Genomic DNA, 19,195 nt, shown 5'->3' with positions numbered 1-19,195 from the left:
GCATCTGGTGGTTGCAATTGACTATCTTTGACTATCAATCACTTAAAGTAATGAGAAGGATATTCATCATAATGATTGTGTTAGTTTGTGTGAAGGTTAGCGCGGCTGGTGTGAAGACAGTCGGCAGTCGGCAATCGACAATCGGCAATGTAGCAGCCGGGATCGTACCCGGTGCGGAGAGAACGGAGCTATACCTGCCACGGCTGCAAGGTAAACGGGTAGCCGTTTTCGCCAATCATACTTCTACTATCGGCAATAAGAACATCGTAGACGTGCTGAAGGAAAAGGGCGTCAATATCACCGTGATCTTTGGACCCGAGCATGGGTTCCGGGGCACGGCCGATGCCGGTGAGAAGGTGGGCAATTATACCGATCCGCAAACGGGCATCCCGGTTGTTTCCCTGTATGGCGCCAAACACCGTCCCTCGGCTGATGACCTTAAAAATGCCGACATACTGTTGTTTGACATCCAGGATGTGGGCACCCGCTTTTATACTTATATATCTTCCATGCAGGAGTATATGGAGGCGGCGATTGAAAATAATAAACCGTTGATTATTCTTGACCGTCCCAATCCCAACGGGTTTTATGTGGACGGGCCGGTTCTCGATACTGCCTTCCGGTCGTTTGTAGGCATGCAGCCCATCCCCATCGTATATGGCATGACGCTGGGCGAATATGCCTATATGCTGGCTGGCGAACAATGGCTACAAAAGCCCGTAACTGCTCCCATCCATATTCCTTCTTCGCCTGAACGGGCTGCGCTGGAAAGGCGGCGTGCGCCTACCAGCAGCAAAGTTTTTTCGCTGACCATTATTCCCTGCACCGGCTATACGCACAAGAGTCTATACGTGCTGCCTGTGAAGCCCTCTCCTAACCTGCCCGATATTCAATCGATTTACTGGTATGGTTCTACCTGTTTTTTTGAAGGTACTGTGTTAAGTGAAGGCCGGGGTACGGATAAGCCTTTCCAGTTGTTTGGCCATCCTGCGCTGCCTGCTAATCTGGTTTCGTTTACACCGCGTAGTAAACCCGGTGCTACCAATCCCAAACTGAAAGATCAACTTTGCTATGGCTGGGACCTCAGTGGTGAGCCTGCCGATGTGTTGAAAAAAGTGAATGGGCAGGTACAGATCAAATATTTGCTGGAGGCTTATAAGCTGTTTCCGCGCAAGGATTCCTTTTTCCTCAACAAGGGTAACTTCTTCAATAAGCTGGCAGGTAATGATGTGTTGATACAACAGGTGAAAGCAGAGGCTTCTGAAGCGGAGATACGCAAGAGCTGGGAGCCGGGGCTGAAGCAGTTTAAGGAGATCAGGAAGAAGTATTTGATCTATGAGGATTTTGAGTGAGGTTGACAGGTTGAAATGTTGATGGGTTGATAAGACGTTTGCTTCGATAGCAGATTTCTCACTCCGCTATCGCTGCGTTCGAAATGACAAAGAGAGTGGGTATTATTGTAATAATTGAGTAATGAATGACCAATTGAAAGATACAAGGATTGTTTTTATGGGGACGCCGGAGTTTGCGGTGGCATCGCTGGATGCGCTGGTGAAAGCAGGCGCCCGTATTGTAGGTGTGATCACTGCTCCTGATAAACCAGCGGGCCGTGGCATGAAGATGAATGAAAGTGCTGTGAAGAAGTATGCTGTGGAGCATGGGCTGCACCTGTTGCAACCGGAAAAGTTGAAAGACCCCGCCTTCCTGGAAGCGTTGCGCGCGTTGCGCGTCGATCTCCAGATCGTAGTGGCTTTCCGCATGCTGCCTGAAGTGGTGTGGAATATGCCGGCAATGGGAACGGTGAACCTACATGGTTCGTTGTTGCCGCAATACCGTGGTGCAGCGCCCATCAACTGGGCTGTGATCAATGGTGAAAAAGAAACGGGTGTGACTACTTTCAAGTTGCAACATGCCATCGATACCGGTAACATTCTATTGCAGGACAGCTTTGCCGTGGGTGAAGATGATACCGCCGGTGACGTGCATGATTATATGAAAGAGGTAGGCGCCAAACTGCTGGTGAAGACCGTGGAGGGATTGGTGGCGGGAACGATTGAGGAGAAACCGCAGGAAGAAACCGTCAATCGGCAATCGACAATCGGCAATGATACTTCGTCGCTTAAGCATGCGCCCAAGATATTTACGGAGACGTGCAAGATTGACTGGCAGAAGCCGGCTTTTGATATTCATAACCTTATTCGCGGGTTATCACCTTTCCCGGGTGCTTTTACCTACCTGCAGGATAAGGTGCTTAAGATCTACCGCTCTAAAAAGGAGATCGCGCCACCTACGATTCCGCAGGGTACCGCTGATACCAATGGCAAGACTTACCTGAAGTTTGCCTGTGCGGATGGATATATTCATGTGTTGGATCTTCAGTTGGAGGGAAAGAAACGTATGACGATAGAGGAGTTTCTGCGCGGCTATAGGTTTTAGTGTTAACATCGATTTACTGCGTGGCTAAAAGCCACAAAATAAAAATGCGGGGCTACAAGCCCCGCATAGCAATTATTTAAGTTCAACTATTAATACTTTACATCTACATAGAACTTGCCGTTCTCAGTGCCGAGCTCGGAGGCGGCGGCATCGCTGAGGCGGACCATCAGACCAATGCTTTCTTTCATTTCGGGCAACTGGCCCAACACTTTGGCGTAAACAGTCTTTTGTGTCGAGGTGAAGGTGATCTTTACAATGGTGCCTACCGGTACATTGTTCATCAATGCATAGTACTTACCGTCTTTCCAGCCACTGGTGCTGCGGAAGATACCTGCATTGCCGGTATTCGTTTTACCGCTTTCAGCATACTGCGACCTGAAATAACCGCCTTTGTGGTTGCCGCTACCGGCAGACGTGTTATTGCTGCTGGGTGCAGTGGTCGTATTTGCAGGTGTGGTGGTGGCTGGCGTTGTAGAAGCTGGAGTTGTGACAGGGGGTGTAGTAGTAACAGGTTTTTCTACCACTGGTGCAGGCGGCGTTGTTTTAGGCTCTTCCGTCTTCACCGTACCTGTAGTTGTTTCTTTGTTGGGCGTGGTAGTTGTATTGGCCGCTGTGCTTGTATTGGAAGCCGGTGTTGTTGTTACAGGTGTTTCTTTCTTCGGCTCTTCTTTCACCGGTTCTGCTTTGGCAACGGGTGGCGCTGCTGTTACTGCTACTACTTTATTGGTGCCTGATGCAGCCAATGCGCTTTGTCCCTGTTTTACTTTCAGGTATCCTACTATGAGGCTCATGCCGGGCTTCAGCTGGTCGTTGGTAACGTTGTTCCACTTTTCCAGGTTGGCCACCGGTACTTTCTGGTGGTTCTGGCTGATGCGGTATAACCATTCTTTTTCCTGTACCGTGTAATAGATCGGTACAAATACTTCATCTGCCGCCTTCGTTCCGTCGATGGACAGGTTGGTGGTGAGTGGTATTTTAAGGGCTTGCCCGATGGCCAGGGGCTTGTCCATGCTGCTGTTGTTGAGCGGGGCAATTTCCTTGGGGCTTACGTTGTACAATCGTCCGATGCTGTACCAGTTTTCTTTGGCTGCTACCGTGTGCGTGAGGTAGAGTGAAGGGGATGTGCCCTGCACTTTGAGCTGCTGCGCACGCAGTGTGGTGGCCGAGGTTACTAAAACAAGAAGTAATACTTTGATTTTCAACATAGTCATGAATTTCATCACCGTGCAAAGATGTGGAATATTTTCAATTGTTACCACTTTTCAATATACGCCATGCAGATGGATAATAGTTGTTGATCCTGTTGGGTAACACCTTGATCCAACCCAATGCTATTCCGTCGTATTTTACCAGCGTCCATCCTGTTTTTGTGGCCGGTATCTTAACTTCTTCTCTTCTCAAATATTGCAGTGCTTCTTCCTTTTTTAACGTTACTTCAACAATATTCTCCGATAGCAGGTTGCTGAGAGCAAAGGCGTGATCGGGTACCAGGCTGTTTCCTGCTATTTTACCAATTATTGTACCGGCTTTGCGCAGGTACAGGTGCTCGGCAGTGATGTGCAGTGCTTCTTCGAGTGAGGAAGGAAAAGCAATGATCATATCTCCCTGTTTCCATAATTGCACTGCTGCCTCTTTTTTAAGCCAGGGATTGATGATCTCTGCTTCGGCCTTGCTTACTTTTTGCCATTTTGTTTTTTTCGGTACACGGGGGGCTGTTCCTCCGCCACCTTGTCTACGGAAGCAGGCCAGGAATAATCCTTCGCCTTTCACTTTATCGGGAAAGAAACGATACCCATATCCTTTTTTCTTTTCGCTGATGGTTTCTACAATGCCCCAATTGGGTTGTATCTGCAATGGCAGGCTTTCGAATTCAAATTCCTCCATCAACCAATCGACGATTGCTTCATCTTCCTCGCTGGAGTAAGAGCAGGTAGAATAGATAAGCACGCCATCGTCTTTAAGAGCGGTCAAGCTATCGGCCAGTATACGCTGCTGACGCTGACTGCAGAGTTGTACATTCTGTTCGCTCCATTCGGCTATAGCCTCTTCGTCGCGCCGGAACAGGCCGCTGCCGCTGCAAGGGGCATCGATGACCATGACATCAAAGAAGCTTTCCAGGCGGGCAAAGTGTGCGGGATCGTTGTTGGTAACGATCGTATTGACCGCGCCCCATTTGGTGAGATTTTCTTCCAGGATGGCTGCGCGTGTTTTGATGACGTCGTTGCTAACCAGTAAACTATTGGGTGTAATAAGTGATTGCAGCAAGGTGGATTTGCCACCGGGCGCTGCGCACAGATCGAGCACGCGGATATCTTTACTTAGATCGGTTGTTTGTTTCAATGCCTGTTCGAGGAACATGCTGGAGGCTTCCTGCACGTAATACAACCCGCCGTGAAAGGCAGGATCGAAGGTGAAGGAGGGCCGCTCGGCGAGGTAGTAGCCGTGGGAGGTCCAGGGAATCGGCAATCGGGAATCGGCAATCGGCAATGGGTCGCTTGTATTTGATGACTCCTGATTACTGTCAAGCTCCTTTTCTGAACCAAGGGCGGACTGTCTCAACGGATTGAAACGGATAGAGGTAACCTGTTCACCGGATTGGTGTACGGCTTCGAACGTTTCGCGGTTGTATCCTTTCACGCCTTCCAGCGAATCCAATAGTGCTTGTGGTAAGATCAAATTGCCCTGTATTAATCGGGCAAATGTACGTTCGAATCGGGAATTGGCATAGACGTGGTGCTCAATCGAGGAGTTCGTCTATCGCTTCGAAGGGATCGGCTGCCGGCCTGCCTTTCACTGCATATGCTTGCCTCAATGCGCCTATTAAACAAACATGGGAAAAGACAACGCCTGCAAAGAAAACAAGGATATGGTCTTTGGCAAGAAAATGATAGTGCTGGCCCTTCAACCACGCCTCCACCGGCAATAGGATAAGGATGCCTGCCAGGGCAATGAAGTAGCCGGCAAATAGCCCTTTGTGGTATTTCAGTTTACGCATGCGCCACCAGACAATGGTTTCACCAATTAAAATGATAATGATACCAAGCTGTAACGTAGTGTGTTCATAAGATACCGGGGGCGCATTGTTGATTGTATAGACAGGCGGCAGATCGTACACCAGGAAGCAGGCTACGCATGTGATGAGAACAATCATCATCAGCAGCTGGACAGGAAAGGTTTTAGGTGCTAGCATGAAGAATTAATTGTTTTCGGCGTAATCGTCGAGTATGTTCGCCGGGTTAGTGGGAATGAAGGCTTTCTTCTTTCGTGACTGCCATACCATGATCGCTAAAAATACATGGGCTATACCGATACCTGTCCAATATAACATATCATTTGGAACGAGCCAATCAAAAGGGATTCCCATACGCAAGGCCATAATCGGAAGTACCACTAAGATGAATATCAGCGGTAGTATATATCCGATCGTCAGCCACCTGTTATATCTTTTCTTTCTGATTCGCCAAAATATGATGGACTCTCCTATCAATACGAGAATTGTGGTGCCAGCACGCATACTTTCTCTGATAAACTTTTCACTTGTGCGAGGCGCATTCCCATTATCTACACCGTATTTACGTATGAACTCTCGTTCTGACGATAAGCTGTGTACAGACATGCTAACAAAAAAGTACAAAGCGAAAGCCTGCATAATGATCAGCGGTACCAATAAATAAACGGGAGCCGTAAAGTGTTTTCTATTCATCATACTTATCGGTCGGCATATTCATTCAATATATCCTTTTCACCAGGCACCACATCACCTGATCTATTCTTGCGGTTCTTCCACACGCTTATCAACACCAGCGCAAAGCAAACATGTGCCATTATGAAAAACACTCTAAGCAATCCGCCGTAAAGTATATTCATGGTTCGTATGGTATCCGTTGTTTCTTCCGAAGCGACACTTAAATCTATAAAAGATTGGGCTATTGCAAAACCTGCAGGTAGCACTGCCAATGTCAACGCAATTCCAACTGCATGACCTATGGCAAAGTCTTTCCTGTATTTTCTTTTTCGTATTCTCCAATAAACAAAACTCTCTATCAGTATTATTACGCAAAAAATACCGATATTGATCAGCCGGTTTATCCAATATGCCTTCAGACTATAGGACAACGACTCTTCAGACCCGGGACTGAGTTTTACCAGACTTACATAAGATAAAAAAGCCGGCCACTCCAAAACAGCTCCAATCAAAAAAGAGAAAGCCATAATATAAACAGGTGCCAGGAAAGTCTTTTTCTCAGACATGGTTGCTTGTATGAGTACCTGTTTACAGCTTATAAGTTTTTAATCTCTGCAATGAGGTCCTGCAATACTTTTTTGGCGTCGCCAAAGAGCATGGAGGTTTTGGGTTGGAAGAAGAGATCGTTTTCGATGCCTGCATAGCCGGGTTTCATGCTTCGCTTGTTGACGATCACATTTTTGGCCAGTTCCACATCGAGAATGGGCATGCCGTAAATGGGTGAGGCGGGATCGGTCTTGGCAGCGGGGTTCACTACATCGTTAGCACCCAGTACCAACACCACATCTGTCGTAGAAAACTCTTCATTGGCCTGTTCCATTTCCTGGAGTTTGTCGTAGCTCACATCGGCTTCGGCCAACAGGACGTTCATGTGTCCGGGCATGCGGCCAGCCACCGGGTGGATGGCGTATTTCACATCTACGCCTTTGCTTTCGAGCAGTTTTTCCAACTCATGGCATGCGTGTTGTGCCTGTGCTACGGCCAATCCATATCCTGGTACAATGATGACTTTGTGGGCGTAGGTCATGATGACCGCTGTATCGCTGAGGGATATTTCTTTGTAGGAGCCTTGTTCTTTGGTGCCACCTCCACCTGCTGCACTGCTACCGCCACCGAAAGAGCCAATGAGCACATTGAGCAGGGAACGGTTCATGGCCTTACACATCAGTATCGTAAGTAGTGTACCGGCAGCACCTACCAGTATACCACCAGTGAGCATGACTTTGTTGTCGTAGAGGAAGCCCCCGCAAGCGGCAGCAACACCTGTAAATGAGTTGAGGAGAGAGATCACCACAGGCATATCGGCGCCGCCAATGGGCATTACGAAGAACACGCCATACACTAATGACAATGCCAGTACGCCGTAGAAGAGTGCGGAGATATAACCAATATTGAGTGGCAGATCCGGCGCATCGTCTGTAGAGCCTACTGTCATTTTGATCTTATAGATGAGGAACACAGACAAACCAAGGATGGTGATAAGAATAACCTGGTTGACGATGTGTTGTCCTTTAAATGCAAAGTCTTTTATTTTCCCGTTGAGCTTGCCCCAGGCAATCATGCTACCGGCAAAGGAAACAGAGCCAATGATGAGGCCAGCGAAGATGGTGATCAACACGCCTGTTTGTACGCCCAATGACAGTACCGCATCGTCTACCTGCTCCCCTACTTCATAAGCTTCGTGGATCGTATTCTTAAATCCGTTGGCAGCATAGTGGCCAAATTCAATGATGGAGATCAATGCCGCGCAGGCGCCGCCCATACCGTTGAAGAGGCTCACCATTTCGGGCATGGCCGTCATCTTCACTTTTTTGGCGGCCAGGGTGCCAATGACTCCGCCAATGAGAAGGCCGGCAAATATCCATATATAGTTGTGCAGCTTTTCGCCTGTTTCGTCATCGCGGTAAAGGAAGATGGTGCCCAGGATGGCGACCGTCATGCCCACAGCCGCTATCAGGTTGCCCTTGCGCGCGGTGGCGGGGTTGGACAGCATTTTAAGTCCTATGATAAAGGTTACTGAGCCGATCAGGTAACAAAGCGTGAGTATACTAAATTCCATAGGTCGTTAGTTCGTTATTTCTTCTTCGATTTAAACATTTCCAGCATCCTGTCTGTGACCACAAACCCTCCTACCACGTTGAGCGTACCCAACACCACTGCCAGGAAGCCCAATATAAGGGCCACATAGTTGCCGGCATCTGCTTTGCCCATCACGATGATGGCGCCGATGATGACCACACCGTGTATGGCATTTGCACCGGACATCAGGGGCGTGTGTAATACGCTGGGCACCCGGCCAATTACTTCTATTCCCACGAAGATCATCAGGATAACGATGTAGATGATCTGCTGGTTATCGGATAGCCATTTGAGTACTGCTTCCATGCTCTATGTTTTATGTTCCGCGTTTCAGGTTACAAGTTTCAGGTTTCACGGTTCGCTACTGCTTCACTCTTTCATGCTTCACTTCTCCATCATGGGTGATGCATGATCCTTTTACGAGGTCATCTTCCCAATTGAGGTTGATAGCACCTTCTTTGGTGGTGATGAGTTGTAAAAAGTTCAGCACGTTCTTTCCGTATAGTTTGCTGGCATCGGAGGGCATGCTGGCGGGCAGGTTGCTGTCGCCAATGATGCGCACGCCGTTGTGCACTACTGTTTCGTTGTTTTTGGAAAAGGGTGTGTTACCGCCTGTGGCTGCTGCCAGGTCTATGATCACGGAACCATTGCGCATGTTGCCCAGCATCGCTTCTGTGAGCAGGATGGGCGCTTTTTTACCGGGTATCTGCGCGGTGGTGATAATGATATCGGCTTTGGCTGCGCTCTCTGCTATTTTCTGTTGCTGGCGTTGTTTGTATTCTTCGCTTTGTTCTACCGCATAGCCACCGGCTTTGGATGCATCGGCAGCGCCTTCCACTTCCACGAATTTGGCGCCAAGGCTCATCACTTCTTCTTTCACAGCCGGGCGGGTATCAAATACTTCTACTACTGCCCCGAGGCGTTTTGCCGTGGCAATGGCCTGCAAACCGGCTACGCCTGCTCCGAGGATCAATATTTTGGCGGGTGCAATACTTCCGGCTGCCGTCATGAACATGGGGAAGTAACGGCCATAGTTATTGGCAGCGAGCAATACGGCTTTATACCCCGCTATATTGGCCTGTGAGCTCAATACGTCCATGCTCTGTGCACGGGTAGTACGGGGCAACATGTCGAGGCTAAAGGAGGTAATTCCCTGCTTTGCCCAATCCTGCATGAGGCCGGGATGGAACAAGGGCTGGAATACGCCGATGATGATCTTTTGTGCAGGGAGTGTATCTACTTCGGTGAACTGGTGAATGGCTAAAATGATGTCGGAGGTTTGCAGCACTTCCTGCCGGCTCTTGATGTGGGCGCCTGCTTTGGTGTAGTCGTCGTTGCTGCTAAAGGCTTTTTCGCCTGCTCCCTCCTCTACCTGTAGGGTGATTCCTTTTTTGGTCAGTGTTGCTACCGCTTCGGGTAACAGGGATACTCGTGTTTCGGCTGATGGTTCTTTTAAAATTCCGATCGTCATACCCATGGATTGTGTATTCAAGATAGTGAAAAATGCTATCCGCTAAAAAACAAACTGGCTCATACATTCTATTACTGAACGCATGAGCCAGTTATTATTGTGTAATTCTTATTCTTTTCTTAATAGGCCTGGGCAAAAAGCACCCTTTGTGTGCTGGGTTTGCCGCTGAATACGCAAACGCCTTCTTCAGCCGGATTGTCGATCGGAATGCAACGGATGGTTGCTTTGGTTTGCTCCTTGATCTTTTCTTCTGTTTCGGCTGTGCCATCCCAATGGGCGGAGATGAAACCGCCTTTTTCGCTCAGCACTTTTACAAACTCGTCCCAACTGTTGACTTTGGTGATGTGCTCATCACGGTAGGCCAGGGCCTTGTTGTAAATGGCTTTTTGTATTTCGTCGAGCAGGTTCACGATCCTGTTGGCCAGTCCGTCGAAGGATACGCTGCTTTTTTCGCGGGTATCGCGACGGGCCAGTTCGGCCACGTTGTTCTCGATATCGCGGGCACCGATGGCAATGCGCACGGGTACACCTTTCATTTCATGTTCGGCGAATTTCCAGCCCGGACGGGTATTGTCGTTGTTGTCGTATTTAACGCGGATACCGGCTGCTTTGAGCTCTGCCATGAGGGCATTGGCTTTGGCGTCGATCACCGGCTTGCTTTCTTCGCCTTTATAGATAGGCACGATCACCACCTGGGTGGGTGCGATCTTCGGCGGCAGGATCAGTCCTTCGTCATCACTGTGCGCCATTACCAGCGCACCGATAAGGCGGGTACTTACGCCCCAGCTGGTAGCCCATACGTAATCGAGCTTGTTTTCTTTATCGGAGAATTTTACTTCGAATGCTTTGGCAAAGTTTTGTCCGAGGAAGTGGGAGGTACCGGCCTGCAGGGCTTTTCCATCCTGCATGAGGGCTTCGATGCAATAGGTTTCTACCGCGCCGGCAAAACGCTCGCTTTCGGATTTTATTCCTTTTACCACCGGCAGCGCCATCCAGTTTTCCACGAAGTCGGCATATACATGCAGCATTTGTTCAGCTTCTGCTATGGCCTCCTGTTTGGTGTTATGGGCGGTATGGCCTTCCTGCCAGAGGAACTCGGCGGTACGCAGGAAAAGGCGGGTACGCATTTCCCAACGGACTACGTTGGCCCACTGGTTGATGAGGATGGGCAGGTCGCGGTAGGACTGTATCCAGTTCTTATAAGTATTCCAGATGATGGCTTCGCTGGTTGGGCGCACCACCAGTTCTTCTTCGAGTTTAGCTTCGGAGTCTACGATCAGTTTGCCTTTATGATTGGGATCGGCCTTCAGGCGGTAGTGGGTAACTACTGCGCATTCTTTGGCAAATCCTTCTGCGTTCTTTTCTTCGGCCTCGAACAAGCTTTTGGGTACGAAGAGGGGGAAGTAGGCGTTTACGTGGCCAGTGTCTTTGAACATCTTGTCCAGGGCATCGCGCATGTTTTCCCAGAGGGCAAACCCATAGGGTTTTATTACCATACAACCACGTACGGCCGAATAATCGGCCAGGCTGCCTTTAATAACGAGGTCATTGTACCATTGTGAGTAGTCTGCACTTCTGCTGGTGATCTCTTTGCTCATTTTTTACCGTTGTTAATTACCGGGCGTTTTTTACCGATCGATGCAGGAAGGTTGTTGGTCGTCTAAAAAGGGCCCTTTATGGCTGATTTTCACTACCAACTTTAACATTCTGGCTGCATTTTTTAATGGCTTTGGCCGCCTTTTTATTGTAATTTTATTCTGAAAGAACGCAAAAGTAGCAACTTCGCATCGTAAATCATTAAAATAGCACTAACCATGTCCCGACTTCTACTTTTCATCGCTATAGCAGTAATTGGCTTGTCCAGTTGCTCGGTATATCGTTCCGGGCAAACCAAGACCCCAGACGATGTATATTATTCTCCTGCCCGTGAAGGTGCCGCGTATGTAGAAACTGAACAAAAAAGAGAAGGTTCTTACCGTGGTGGGGATGATTATTCGTATGACGACCGCTGGTTACGGATGCGGGTGCGCGACCGTTATCGCTGGAGCGCTTTCGATGATTATGACTGGAATTACAGCAGTTATTACAATCCTTACGGCGGAAGTTATTATAACAGTTTCAATCCTTATTGGAACTACGGTATTGGCTTCAACAATTACTGGAATGCCATGTATCGCTGGAATAGCTTCTACAATCCTTATTGTGGTGGCATCATCATCGTAAATCCAAAGGGAAATCAACCGGCTTATACAGCTGTACGTAATTTCACACTGGATCGCTATACGAATACGAATTACAATAATACCAACAGGCCGTTGGGTGCTACCAAAGCTGGTTTGCGCTATAACAGCCCTACTTACAATAACGGCAATACACGTACTACCAACAGCCTGGGCAGCAGCATTCGCCGGGTGTTTTCCAATGGTAATAGTGGCAGCAGTGGTGGTGGCCGGGAAACTTATTACAATACTGGCTCTTCTAACGACAGGCCCAACCGGACTTATACGCCTTCGAGCTCGTCTTCTTCCTCTTCCCGCACTTACACTCCTTCTTCTTCTTCCAGCTCGTCCTCTTCATCAAGTGGCAGCAGTGGCGGCGGAGGTGGTGGCGTGAGCAGGCCCAGCCGTGGCGGCAATTAATGGCCCAACTAATTATGAGAGGAACCAGGATTTAAGGATATCTTGAATTTTGTTTCCTCTTTTTTTGTACTTCCCCGATCATTTTGAATTGAGAAACACATGAACAGAAAATTTTACCTGATTGCCGCCTTGTTTGCTACGCAGCAGGCAGTGGCGCAGATACCGGAGGATGCTTTGCGTATGAGCTGGAACGTGCCTTCGGGCTCGGCCCGCAGCCAGGCTATTGGCGGGGCTATGGGCTCGCTGGGTGGCGAGATCACCAACTTGTGGGTAAACCCTGCCGGACTTGGTTTTTATAAGACCAGTGAGCTTGTATTGAGCCCTGGCTTTACGCTGGCCCGCAGCAAGGGCAACTTCCGGGAAACCGATGCCTCGGCTGATGGCCTGAACCGCTTCAACCTGGGGGCTTCCGGTTTGGTATTTGGCTTCAGTGATAAGTACAGCAAGTGGACCAGCAAGTCTTTCAGCATCGGTGTGAACCGGGTAGCGAATTTTGCAGGTACCTATTATTATAAAGGAACTAACGATTACAGTTCTTTCACAGAGCCATTGGCTAATGAGTTTTTCAATTATTACGCGAATACCAAAGACGCGAATCCTTCGCTGACGAATAAGCAGATCATCGATATGGGGATCAACAACCAGTCTTTATCGCTGCAGACGCGGATGGGGCTGTATACTTACTTGTTGGATGTGGACAATAACAATACGGTATTTTCCCGTGCAGAAGACCTGGGTGTCGTGAATCAGGAGCGGAAGATCATCACCAAAGGAGGTATAACCGAGCTTGCGCTTGGTTTTGCTTCGAATATGGATGACAAGCTTTATCTGGGCCTTGGCATCGGTATTCCCATTGTGAACTACCAGCGTACCAGTACATTTACAGAATCGGACCCTACCAGTGCAGTGAATGATTTCAATTACTCTACTTACCATGAGGAATTCAGTTCCAAGGGTGTTGGTTTGAATGCCAAACTGGGCTTGATCTTCAAACCTGTTGAAAGATTCCGTCTGGGCGTAGCAGTACATACTCCGAGCCTGTATGCCTTGAAAGATAGAACCAACGCCAAGATGGTGACCGATCTGGAAACTTCTTTCGATCCTGATTTCCCCAAAGACAGTATCACTTCCGCGACTTTGTATAATGGTGCTAATCCAGAGTTCAAGTATGACCTAGTAAGTCCCTGGAAGTTTATGTTGAGCGGTTCTTATGTGTTGAATGAAGTGGAAGATGTTTCTAATCAGCGGGGATTCATCTCTGCCGATATTGAATATGTTACTTATGGCAGTTCCCGCTTCAATGAAGCGGAGGACAATGGCGAAGGTGAATACTTCAAGCAAGTGACTGAAGCTGTGAAGCAATCTTACAAGGGTGCTTTCAACTTCCGTGTGGGTGGTGAGCTGAAGTTCAATACCATCATGACGCGTGTTGGTTTTGCCTATTATGGCAATCCTTATGAGGATAAAGAACTGAAGGCACGCAGAATGAACGTGAGTGGTGGTTTGGGTTATCGTGATAAAGGTATTTTCATCGATCTTACTTATGTGCATAGTTTGAATAAGGATGTGGACTTCCCCTACCGCGTTGATGCGCCACGGGCTAATACCTTTGCTACGATCAAGGATAACAGCAGTAATATTATGCTGACGTTTGGGATTAAGTTGTAACCACGGCAATCGTGAGTCGGCAATCGGCAATGCGTTTACTTCGATAGGGCCAGAGGCCCTGTAATAGGCCCTCGAGGCTGCAAGCCTCGAAGAGCAAATACACTTTCACTTCGATATATCTAATTCCGATAAAATAATAAACCCCGCCTGAAAAGGCGGGGTTTGTTTTCAAGGTTCTTTTAAAAACCTTAACCCTTCACTTTAAAGTCCTCACAGGGGATCTCTACGGATTGCCGGGATTCGCTCCCGGCTGGTTGTTTGGCATTACAAAAATCGGTTATCTTATTAGAATAATTTCGCATCCAAGTGGTCATCTGATCATAATATTAACAAAATTTATGTTTGTCTAAGTATTACTTCTTAGCCTATTTAAATAGACAAGCGCAAACATATCTTGTTTCAGGAGCCGGCCGTTGCCTGCCGGCAATATTCCAGTATGGCAGCTTCGTTTTTAGGGGAAAACCATTGTACGTCAGCGTCTTTCCGGAACCAGGTCATTTGTCTTTTAGCATACTGACGGGTGTTCGTCTTAATTGCCTCCACCGCCTGCGCCAACGTACTGTTTCCATCCATACAATTAAACAACTCACTGTAGCCCACGGTTTGAAGTGCATTCAAATGGCGTACCGGCAATAGCCCCTTCACTTCCTCCAATAATCCCTGCTGCATCATTATATCGACACGCTGATGTATGTTTTGGTGCAATTGTTCTTTCGCTAATTCCAGTCCAATTTTAACAATCCGGAACGGTCTTGCTGCTTTTTTTCCCTGCTGCCAGGACCGGATTGAGCGTCCGGTGGCCAGTTTCACTTCCAGCGCGCGCATCAGCCGTTGTGGGTTGTGTATTTCTCCATTGCTATAGTATAATGGATCATTTTCTTCCACCTGCCGTTGCAGCCACGGTAATCCTTTTTGCTGGTACTCTTCACTGATCTGCTCCCGCACTGTTAATGACACTGGTGGCATATCATCCAATCCTTCACAAAATGCTTTTACATATAATCCCGTGCCACCTGTCATGACCGCCACATTTTGGCTGGCATATATCTGGTTAACGGACTGTAGCGCGTATTGTTCGAATACCATTGCGTTGACCTCATCGTGAATGGAATGAGAGTTGATGAAGTAATGGTGCACACGTGACAGCTCTTCTACAGATGGTTTGGCTACGCCAATGGTCATTTCCTGAAAGCACTGCCGTGAATCTGCTGAAACTATGGCTGTATTGAAGTGCTCTGCCACCCGAATAGCAAGGGCTGTTTTTCCTACTGCTGTAGGGCCAACGATCACAATACAGGTTTTCTGCTGCATGACAGGTTATTAAAACAAAAAGAGGTGATCTCCTGCTGTTGGACATCACCTCCGGTATAAGTTTATTGGGGATGTTTATATTTCTTCTTCCTTGCCGCCTTCGTCGTCTGCTTCTTCGCCCAGTTCCAATCCGTCATCATCACCGTCTCCCTCTGTGCCGTAGCCTTCTGCGCCGGCTTTGAGGTCGTATTTCTCTTCGACTTCTGTGAGTTTATCGCCTACCAGTCCTTTGGTGCCATATTGTGACGGTGCAATGCCTTCCGTCTTTACGACAGCGGGATAATCGAGCTTGGCATTTTCTTCTTTAGAGACGTTGATGAGCTCCACCATAAAGCTCCATCCTTTTACAAAGTCGTAGTTGTAGATGAATTTCTGGTTGGGATCGCGGATCTCTGAACCGATGGTTGTTTCCTCCATCAGCAGGGGCGCCACTTTGTACGTCCTGCCATCGTATTTTGCCAGACTGATCTCTCTTCCACGCTGCCATTGGTCATTGCTGCGGTAGAAAGTAGCCTGGTGTTTGTTATCGAACTCGTATGCTTTCAGGATGATCTGGTGCAGTTGTAAAAACGTTTGGGTGTGTTTTACAGCTACATCACGATAGATGCTATCGTCTTCTTCAAAGTATATCCTGAATTTTAGTACAGCCATAATGTGTGTTTCGATTTCTGGTTTTTGGTTTTGGTTCGTAGCGGCAACTGGCCGAAGCAGCTTACATAGGTTCATCACTCTTCACTGATCCAAAAGTAATATAATTCTGCAATATCTTTTCCGCACAACTATCATACCAGCTAACGTTTTGGGAAATGGTAATTATACGAGGGGCTTCAGTCCCATTTCTTCTGCCGTTTTCATCATAAAATCATATGCTGCGTCATAATTATTGTCAATTTTTCCGTCCAGGATCGCTTCCCGGATGGCATTTTTAATGTCACCGACCTGTTTGCAGGGGGAAAGGCCAAATATTTCCATAATCATTTCTCCGGTGATGGGTGGCTGCCAGTTACGAATACGATCTTTTTCTTCTACTTCGCGCAGCCTCTCTTTAACGATCTCGAAATTTTCGAGGTAGCGCTTTACTTTCTGCTTGTTTTTTGACGTAATGTCTGCACTACACAGTAACATGAGGTCATCTATGTCATCACCTGCATCGAATAGCAGTCTGCGGATAGCAGAGTCCGTAATGTCTTCTTTTGTGAGGCTGATGGGTCGCAGGTGTAGTTCGACGAGTTTGCGCACGAAACGCATCTTCTCGTTCTGTGGCAGTTTAAGGCGGGTAAATATGCGGGGCACCATGCGCCCTCCGACGACTTCGTGCCCGTGAAAGGTCCACCCATGTCCTGTTTCAAACTTCTTGGTAGGGGGTTTGCCAATATCATGCAATAAGGCTGCCCAACGCAGCCAGAGATCATTGGTATGCTGGCTAATGTTGTCGATTACCTGGAGGGTGTGGTAAAAGTTATCTTTATGTCCCAGTCCGTCAACATATTCCGCCCCCACCAGGTCGACCATTTGGGGGAAAATAATGTGCAGCAATCCGCTTTTGTAGAGCAGATCGAGCCCAACGGATGGTTTTTTACTTAATAGTATTTTATTCAGCTCATCAGTGATGCGCTCCTGTGAAATGATGCGGATGCGCTCTACATTGTCTTTGATGGCCTGAAATACCGGTGGGTGGATCGTAAATTCCAATTGCGATGCAAAGCGAATGGCACGCATCATGCGCAGGGGATCGTCGCTAAAGGTTTGCAACGGATCGAGGGGTGTGCGAATGAGCTTGTTTTCCAGGTCTTTCAGTCCTTCAAAAGGATCGATCAGCTTTCCATAGTCAGCTTTGTTGAGGCTAATGGCCATTGCATTGATCGTGAAATCGCGCCGGTCCTGGTCGTCTTTGATGGTACCGGGCTTTACTTCCGGATTGCGGCTATGGTAGCTGTAGCTTTCTTTGCGGGCGCCTACGAACTCTATTTCAAAGGCTGCTTCTTCTCCGTCTTTGAGTTTGATCTGTGCCGTACCGAATGTTTTGAAGAAGGCAACATGGGGCCGGGGATTGAAACGGTCGGCCACACGATTGGCCAGTTCAATGCCATCACCTACGCATACGATATCAGCGTCTTTGGTATTGCGTCCGATCAGTTTGTCGCGCACAAATCCTCCAATGATCCAGGCTTCTATGCCCAGGCCTTCTGCCGCATGTGCAATTTTATTGAAAACAAACAACTCTTTATCGGTACAGCGAATATCCATGGGACAAATGTAATGAGAAGCTTTGAGCTATTAATTGTCTAATACTTTAAGTAGTTGTTCTTCTTTGATGTTATAGGCGCACTTAAAATGCCCAAGGGGACAGGTTTTGCGGCCGTGCAATCCGCAGGGGCGACAAGGCAGTGGCTCCAGCACTTCCACCACGAAGCGTTTATCCGACAACGGTCCGAAGCCAAAGGAAGGCAGTGTAGAACAGTACACTGCCGTGACCGGCGCATTGACCGCTGAAGCAAAGTGCATGGGGGCAGAATCGTTGACATAGTTCATCATCGCGTGCTTCATGAGGGCGGTGGATTGCAGGAAGTTCAACTTGCCGCAGAGATTGGTAACTGACAGATGTGGTACTGCCTGCCTGATCTTTTCTCCCATATCAGCATCTCCCGGCCCACCGAGCAGGTATACGTGCTGGTCGTTCGTCAATTGTTTCAGAAACGCTATCCATTTGTCTACCGGGTATTGCTTGGTGAACCACACGGAGGCCGGTGAAATAGTGATGTAGGGAAACTGTTGGTATTGTTTTACTGCTGCTTCATCAGCCGCTGAAGGGTATAGCCGTGGCTTCATGATATCATCACCGGTAAATGCTTTTACCAATTCATTGTTCCTTTCTATTTCATGGCGGGTAGTGGCGCCATCACTGATGATGTGTTTTATTTTCTTGCTGAAGAAGCGGCTGAATGGGTTCTTGTCGAAGCCAATGGTTTCTTTGGCACCGGAGAAGGCAGTGAGCAATCCCGTAGCAGCAAAGCGTTGTACGTTGATGACCTTATCATATTTGCGGGTACGTACGTAGCGCAACAGCTTCAACAGGTTTTTCATTTTGCCTTCCTGCTTGTTCCATACCAGTACTTCGCGCAGGAAGGGGTGATTCTTGAGCAAACCTTCATTGCCTTTGCGCACCATGAAGTCGATCTGTGCATCGGGGTATTGACGATGCAGTTTTTCGATGATGCCGGTTGCCAGCACCACATCTCCGATAAAGGCTGTTTGTATGACGAGGAATTGCATCATGGCCTGATTACTGTTACTTGTCCGTTTTCCCATCGCACCACGGCCGAAGGCGCCGCGATAGTGGCATCGGTTTGCCGGTAATGCACCACATAGTCCACCTGCTGTTTGATGGCATCCGACACCTCCGCAAAGGTACGGGGTGACGGCTCTCCGCTAAAGTTGGCAGAGGTAGATACGATGGGCTTGCGGAAACGCTTGATCAGGTGCTTGCAGTAAGTTTCATCTACAATACGGATGGCAATGGAGCCGTCCTGATTTATCAGGTTATCGGCCAGGCCAATGGCGCTGTCGTAGATCACCGTAGTGGGCTTGGTGGTGCTATCGAGGTAGTCGAAGACCGCCAGGTCGGGACTGGCCACATACTGCAGCAAGTCGCGCTGATCGGCCAGTAGTACGATCATACTTTTTTCGGCTGGCCTTTTCTTGAGTTCGTAAATCTTCTGCACCGCTTCGGCGTTGGTAGCGTCGCACCCGATACCCCAGATCGTATCTGTGGGATAGAGTATCAGTCCGCCCGCCTGTAGCGCTGCCAGACTATTTTCTACATCCGTATTAAAATCCATGCTGCAA

General features: G+C 48.3%; 18 protein-coding genes. 4 read left to right on the top strand and 14 right to left on the bottom strand.

Features of this window, described 5'->3' with window-relative positions:
* Positions 1–50: 50 nt before the first annotated feature.
* Both AC5JBY_RS11905 and fmt read left to right on the top strand, forming a co-directional pair.
* Complete coding sequence (locus AC5JBY_RS11905) at positions 51–1,352, top strand: exo-beta-N-acetylmuramidase NamZ family protein (RefSeq protein WP_495904813.1); 1,302 nt, start codon at positions 51–53, stop codon at positions 1,350–1,352.
* Positions 1,353–1,473: 121 nt separating this feature from the next.
* A complete protein-coding gene (gene fmt, locus AC5JBY_RS11900; RefSeq protein ID WP_495904812.1) occupies positions 1,474–2,436 on the top strand; it encodes a methionyl-tRNA formyltransferase in 963 nt (320 codons plus the stop codon).
* Positions 2,437–2,525: 89 nt separating this feature from the next.
* Here the strand turns inward: fmt and AC5JBY_RS11895 are convergent, their stop codons facing one another.
* The 9 genes from AC5JBY_RS11895 to proS form a co-directional block, all read right to left on the bottom strand.
* A complete protein-coding gene (locus tag AC5JBY_RS11895) occupies positions 2,526–3,641 on the bottom strand; it encodes a LysM peptidoglycan-binding domain-containing protein (protein ID WP_495904811.1) in 1,116 nt (371 codons plus the stop codon).
* A 40-nt stretch (positions 3,642–3,681) separates the two neighbouring features.
* A complete protein-coding gene (locus tag AC5JBY_RS11890; protein WP_495904810.1) occupies positions 3,682–5,112 on the bottom strand; it encodes a methyltransferase RsmF C-terminal domain-like protein in 1,431 nt (476 codons plus the stop codon).
* A 61-nt stretch (positions 5,113–5,173) separates the two neighbouring features.
* A complete protein-coding gene (locus AC5JBY_RS11885) occupies positions 5,174–5,626 on the bottom strand; it encodes a hypothetical protein (protein ID WP_495904809.1) in 453 nt (150 codons plus the stop codon).
* 6 nt (positions 5,627–5,632) lie between these two features.
* Positions 5,633–6,142, bottom strand: coding sequence for a hypothetical protein (locus AC5JBY_RS11880; protein ID WP_495904808.1), 510 nt, complete (start codon positions 6,140–6,142; stop codon positions 5,633–5,635).
* A 2-nt stretch (positions 6,143–6,144) separates the two neighbouring features.
* Entirely contained in the window at positions 6,145–6,687 is a 543-nt protein-coding gene (locus tag AC5JBY_RS11875; protein WP_495904807.1) for a hypothetical protein, read from the bottom strand.
* A 29-nt stretch (positions 6,688–6,716) separates the two neighbouring features.
* On the bottom strand, positions 6,717–8,240 hold the full coding sequence (locus tag AC5JBY_RS11870; RefSeq protein WP_495904806.1) for an NAD(P)(+) transhydrogenase (Re/Si-specific) subunit beta: 1,524 nt from the start codon (positions 8,238–8,240) through the stop codon (positions 6,717–6,719).
* 14 nt (positions 8,241–8,254) lie between these two features.
* Positions 8,255–8,566 carry an NAD(P) transhydrogenase subunit alpha part 2 gene (locus AC5JBY_RS11865; protein ID WP_495904805.1) on the bottom strand — a complete coding sequence of 104 codons (312 nt, stop codon included), beginning with the start codon at positions 8,564–8,566 and terminating at the stop codon, positions 8,255–8,257.
* A 55-nt stretch (positions 8,567–8,621) separates the two neighbouring features.
* Positions 8,622–9,731 (bottom strand): Re/Si-specific NAD(P)(+) transhydrogenase subunit alpha, encoded by a 1,110-nt coding sequence (locus AC5JBY_RS11860; RefSeq protein ID WP_495904804.1) that lies wholly within the window; start codon positions 9,729–9,731, stop codon positions 8,622–8,624.
* 119 nt (positions 9,732–9,850) lie between these two features.
* Positions 9,851–11,329 (bottom strand): proline--tRNA ligase, encoded by a 1,479-nt coding sequence (gene proS / locus AC5JBY_RS11855; protein WP_495904803.1) that lies wholly within the window; start codon positions 11,327–11,329, stop codon positions 9,851–9,853.
* 216 nt (positions 11,330–11,545) lie between these two features.
* Between proS and AC5JBY_RS11850 the strand changes: the two genes are divergently transcribed.
* Positions 11,546–12,370 carry a hypothetical protein gene (locus tag AC5JBY_RS11850; RefSeq protein ID WP_495904802.1) on the top strand — a complete coding sequence of 275 codons (825 nt, stop codon included), beginning with the start codon at positions 11,546–11,548 and terminating at the stop codon, positions 12,368–12,370.
* Between the two features lie 99 nt (positions 12,371–12,469).
* The gene (locus tag AC5JBY_RS11845; RefSeq protein WP_495904801.1) at positions 12,470–14,038 is read left to right on the top strand and encodes an OmpP1/FadL family transporter; all 1,569 of its coding nucleotides are present in this window, start codon (positions 12,470–12,472) and stop codon (positions 14,036–14,038) included.
* 399 nt (positions 14,039–14,437) lie between these two features.
* On the opposite strand, the gene miaA is transcribed toward AC5JBY_RS11845, so the two are convergent.
* The 5 genes from miaA to AC5JBY_RS11820 all read right to left on the bottom strand — a co-directional run bounded on the left by miaA (position 14,438) and on the right by AC5JBY_RS11820 (position 19,188).
* Entirely contained in the window at positions 14,438–15,349 is a 912-nt protein-coding gene (gene miaA / locus AC5JBY_RS11840) for a tRNA (adenosine(37)-N6)-dimethylallyltransferase MiaA (protein WP_495904800.1), read from the bottom strand.
* Between the two features lie 75 nt (positions 15,350–15,424).
* Complete coding sequence (locus AC5JBY_RS11835) at positions 15,425–16,000, bottom strand: IS1096 element passenger TnpR family protein (protein ID WP_495904799.1); 576 nt, start codon at positions 15,998–16,000, stop codon at positions 15,425–15,427.
* Positions 16,001–16,162: 162 nt separating this feature from the next.
* Positions 16,163–17,596 carry a CCA tRNA nucleotidyltransferase gene (locus AC5JBY_RS11830; protein ID WP_495904798.1) on the bottom strand — a complete coding sequence of 478 codons (1,434 nt, stop codon included), beginning with the start codon at positions 17,594–17,596 and terminating at the stop codon, positions 16,163–16,165.
* Between the two features lie 30 nt (positions 17,597–17,626).
* Positions 17,627–18,625, bottom strand: a complete 999-nt coding sequence (locus AC5JBY_RS11825) for a glycosyltransferase family 9 protein (RefSeq protein ID WP_495904797.1) — start codon at positions 18,623–18,625, stop codon at positions 17,627–17,629.
* Positions 18,622–19,188, bottom strand: a complete 567-nt coding sequence (locus tag AC5JBY_RS11820) for an L-threonylcarbamoyladenylate synthase (RefSeq protein ID WP_495904796.1) — start codon at positions 19,186–19,188, stop codon at positions 18,622–18,624. The genes AC5JBY_RS11825 and AC5JBY_RS11820 overlap by 4 nt, the downstream gene beginning before the upstream one ends.
* Between the last annotated feature and the right edge of the window lie 7 nt (positions 19,189–19,195).

It is taken from the genome of Paraflavitalea sp. (assembly GCF_059502485.1).
This window is presented reverse-complemented; position numbering and strand designations above follow the sequence as displayed.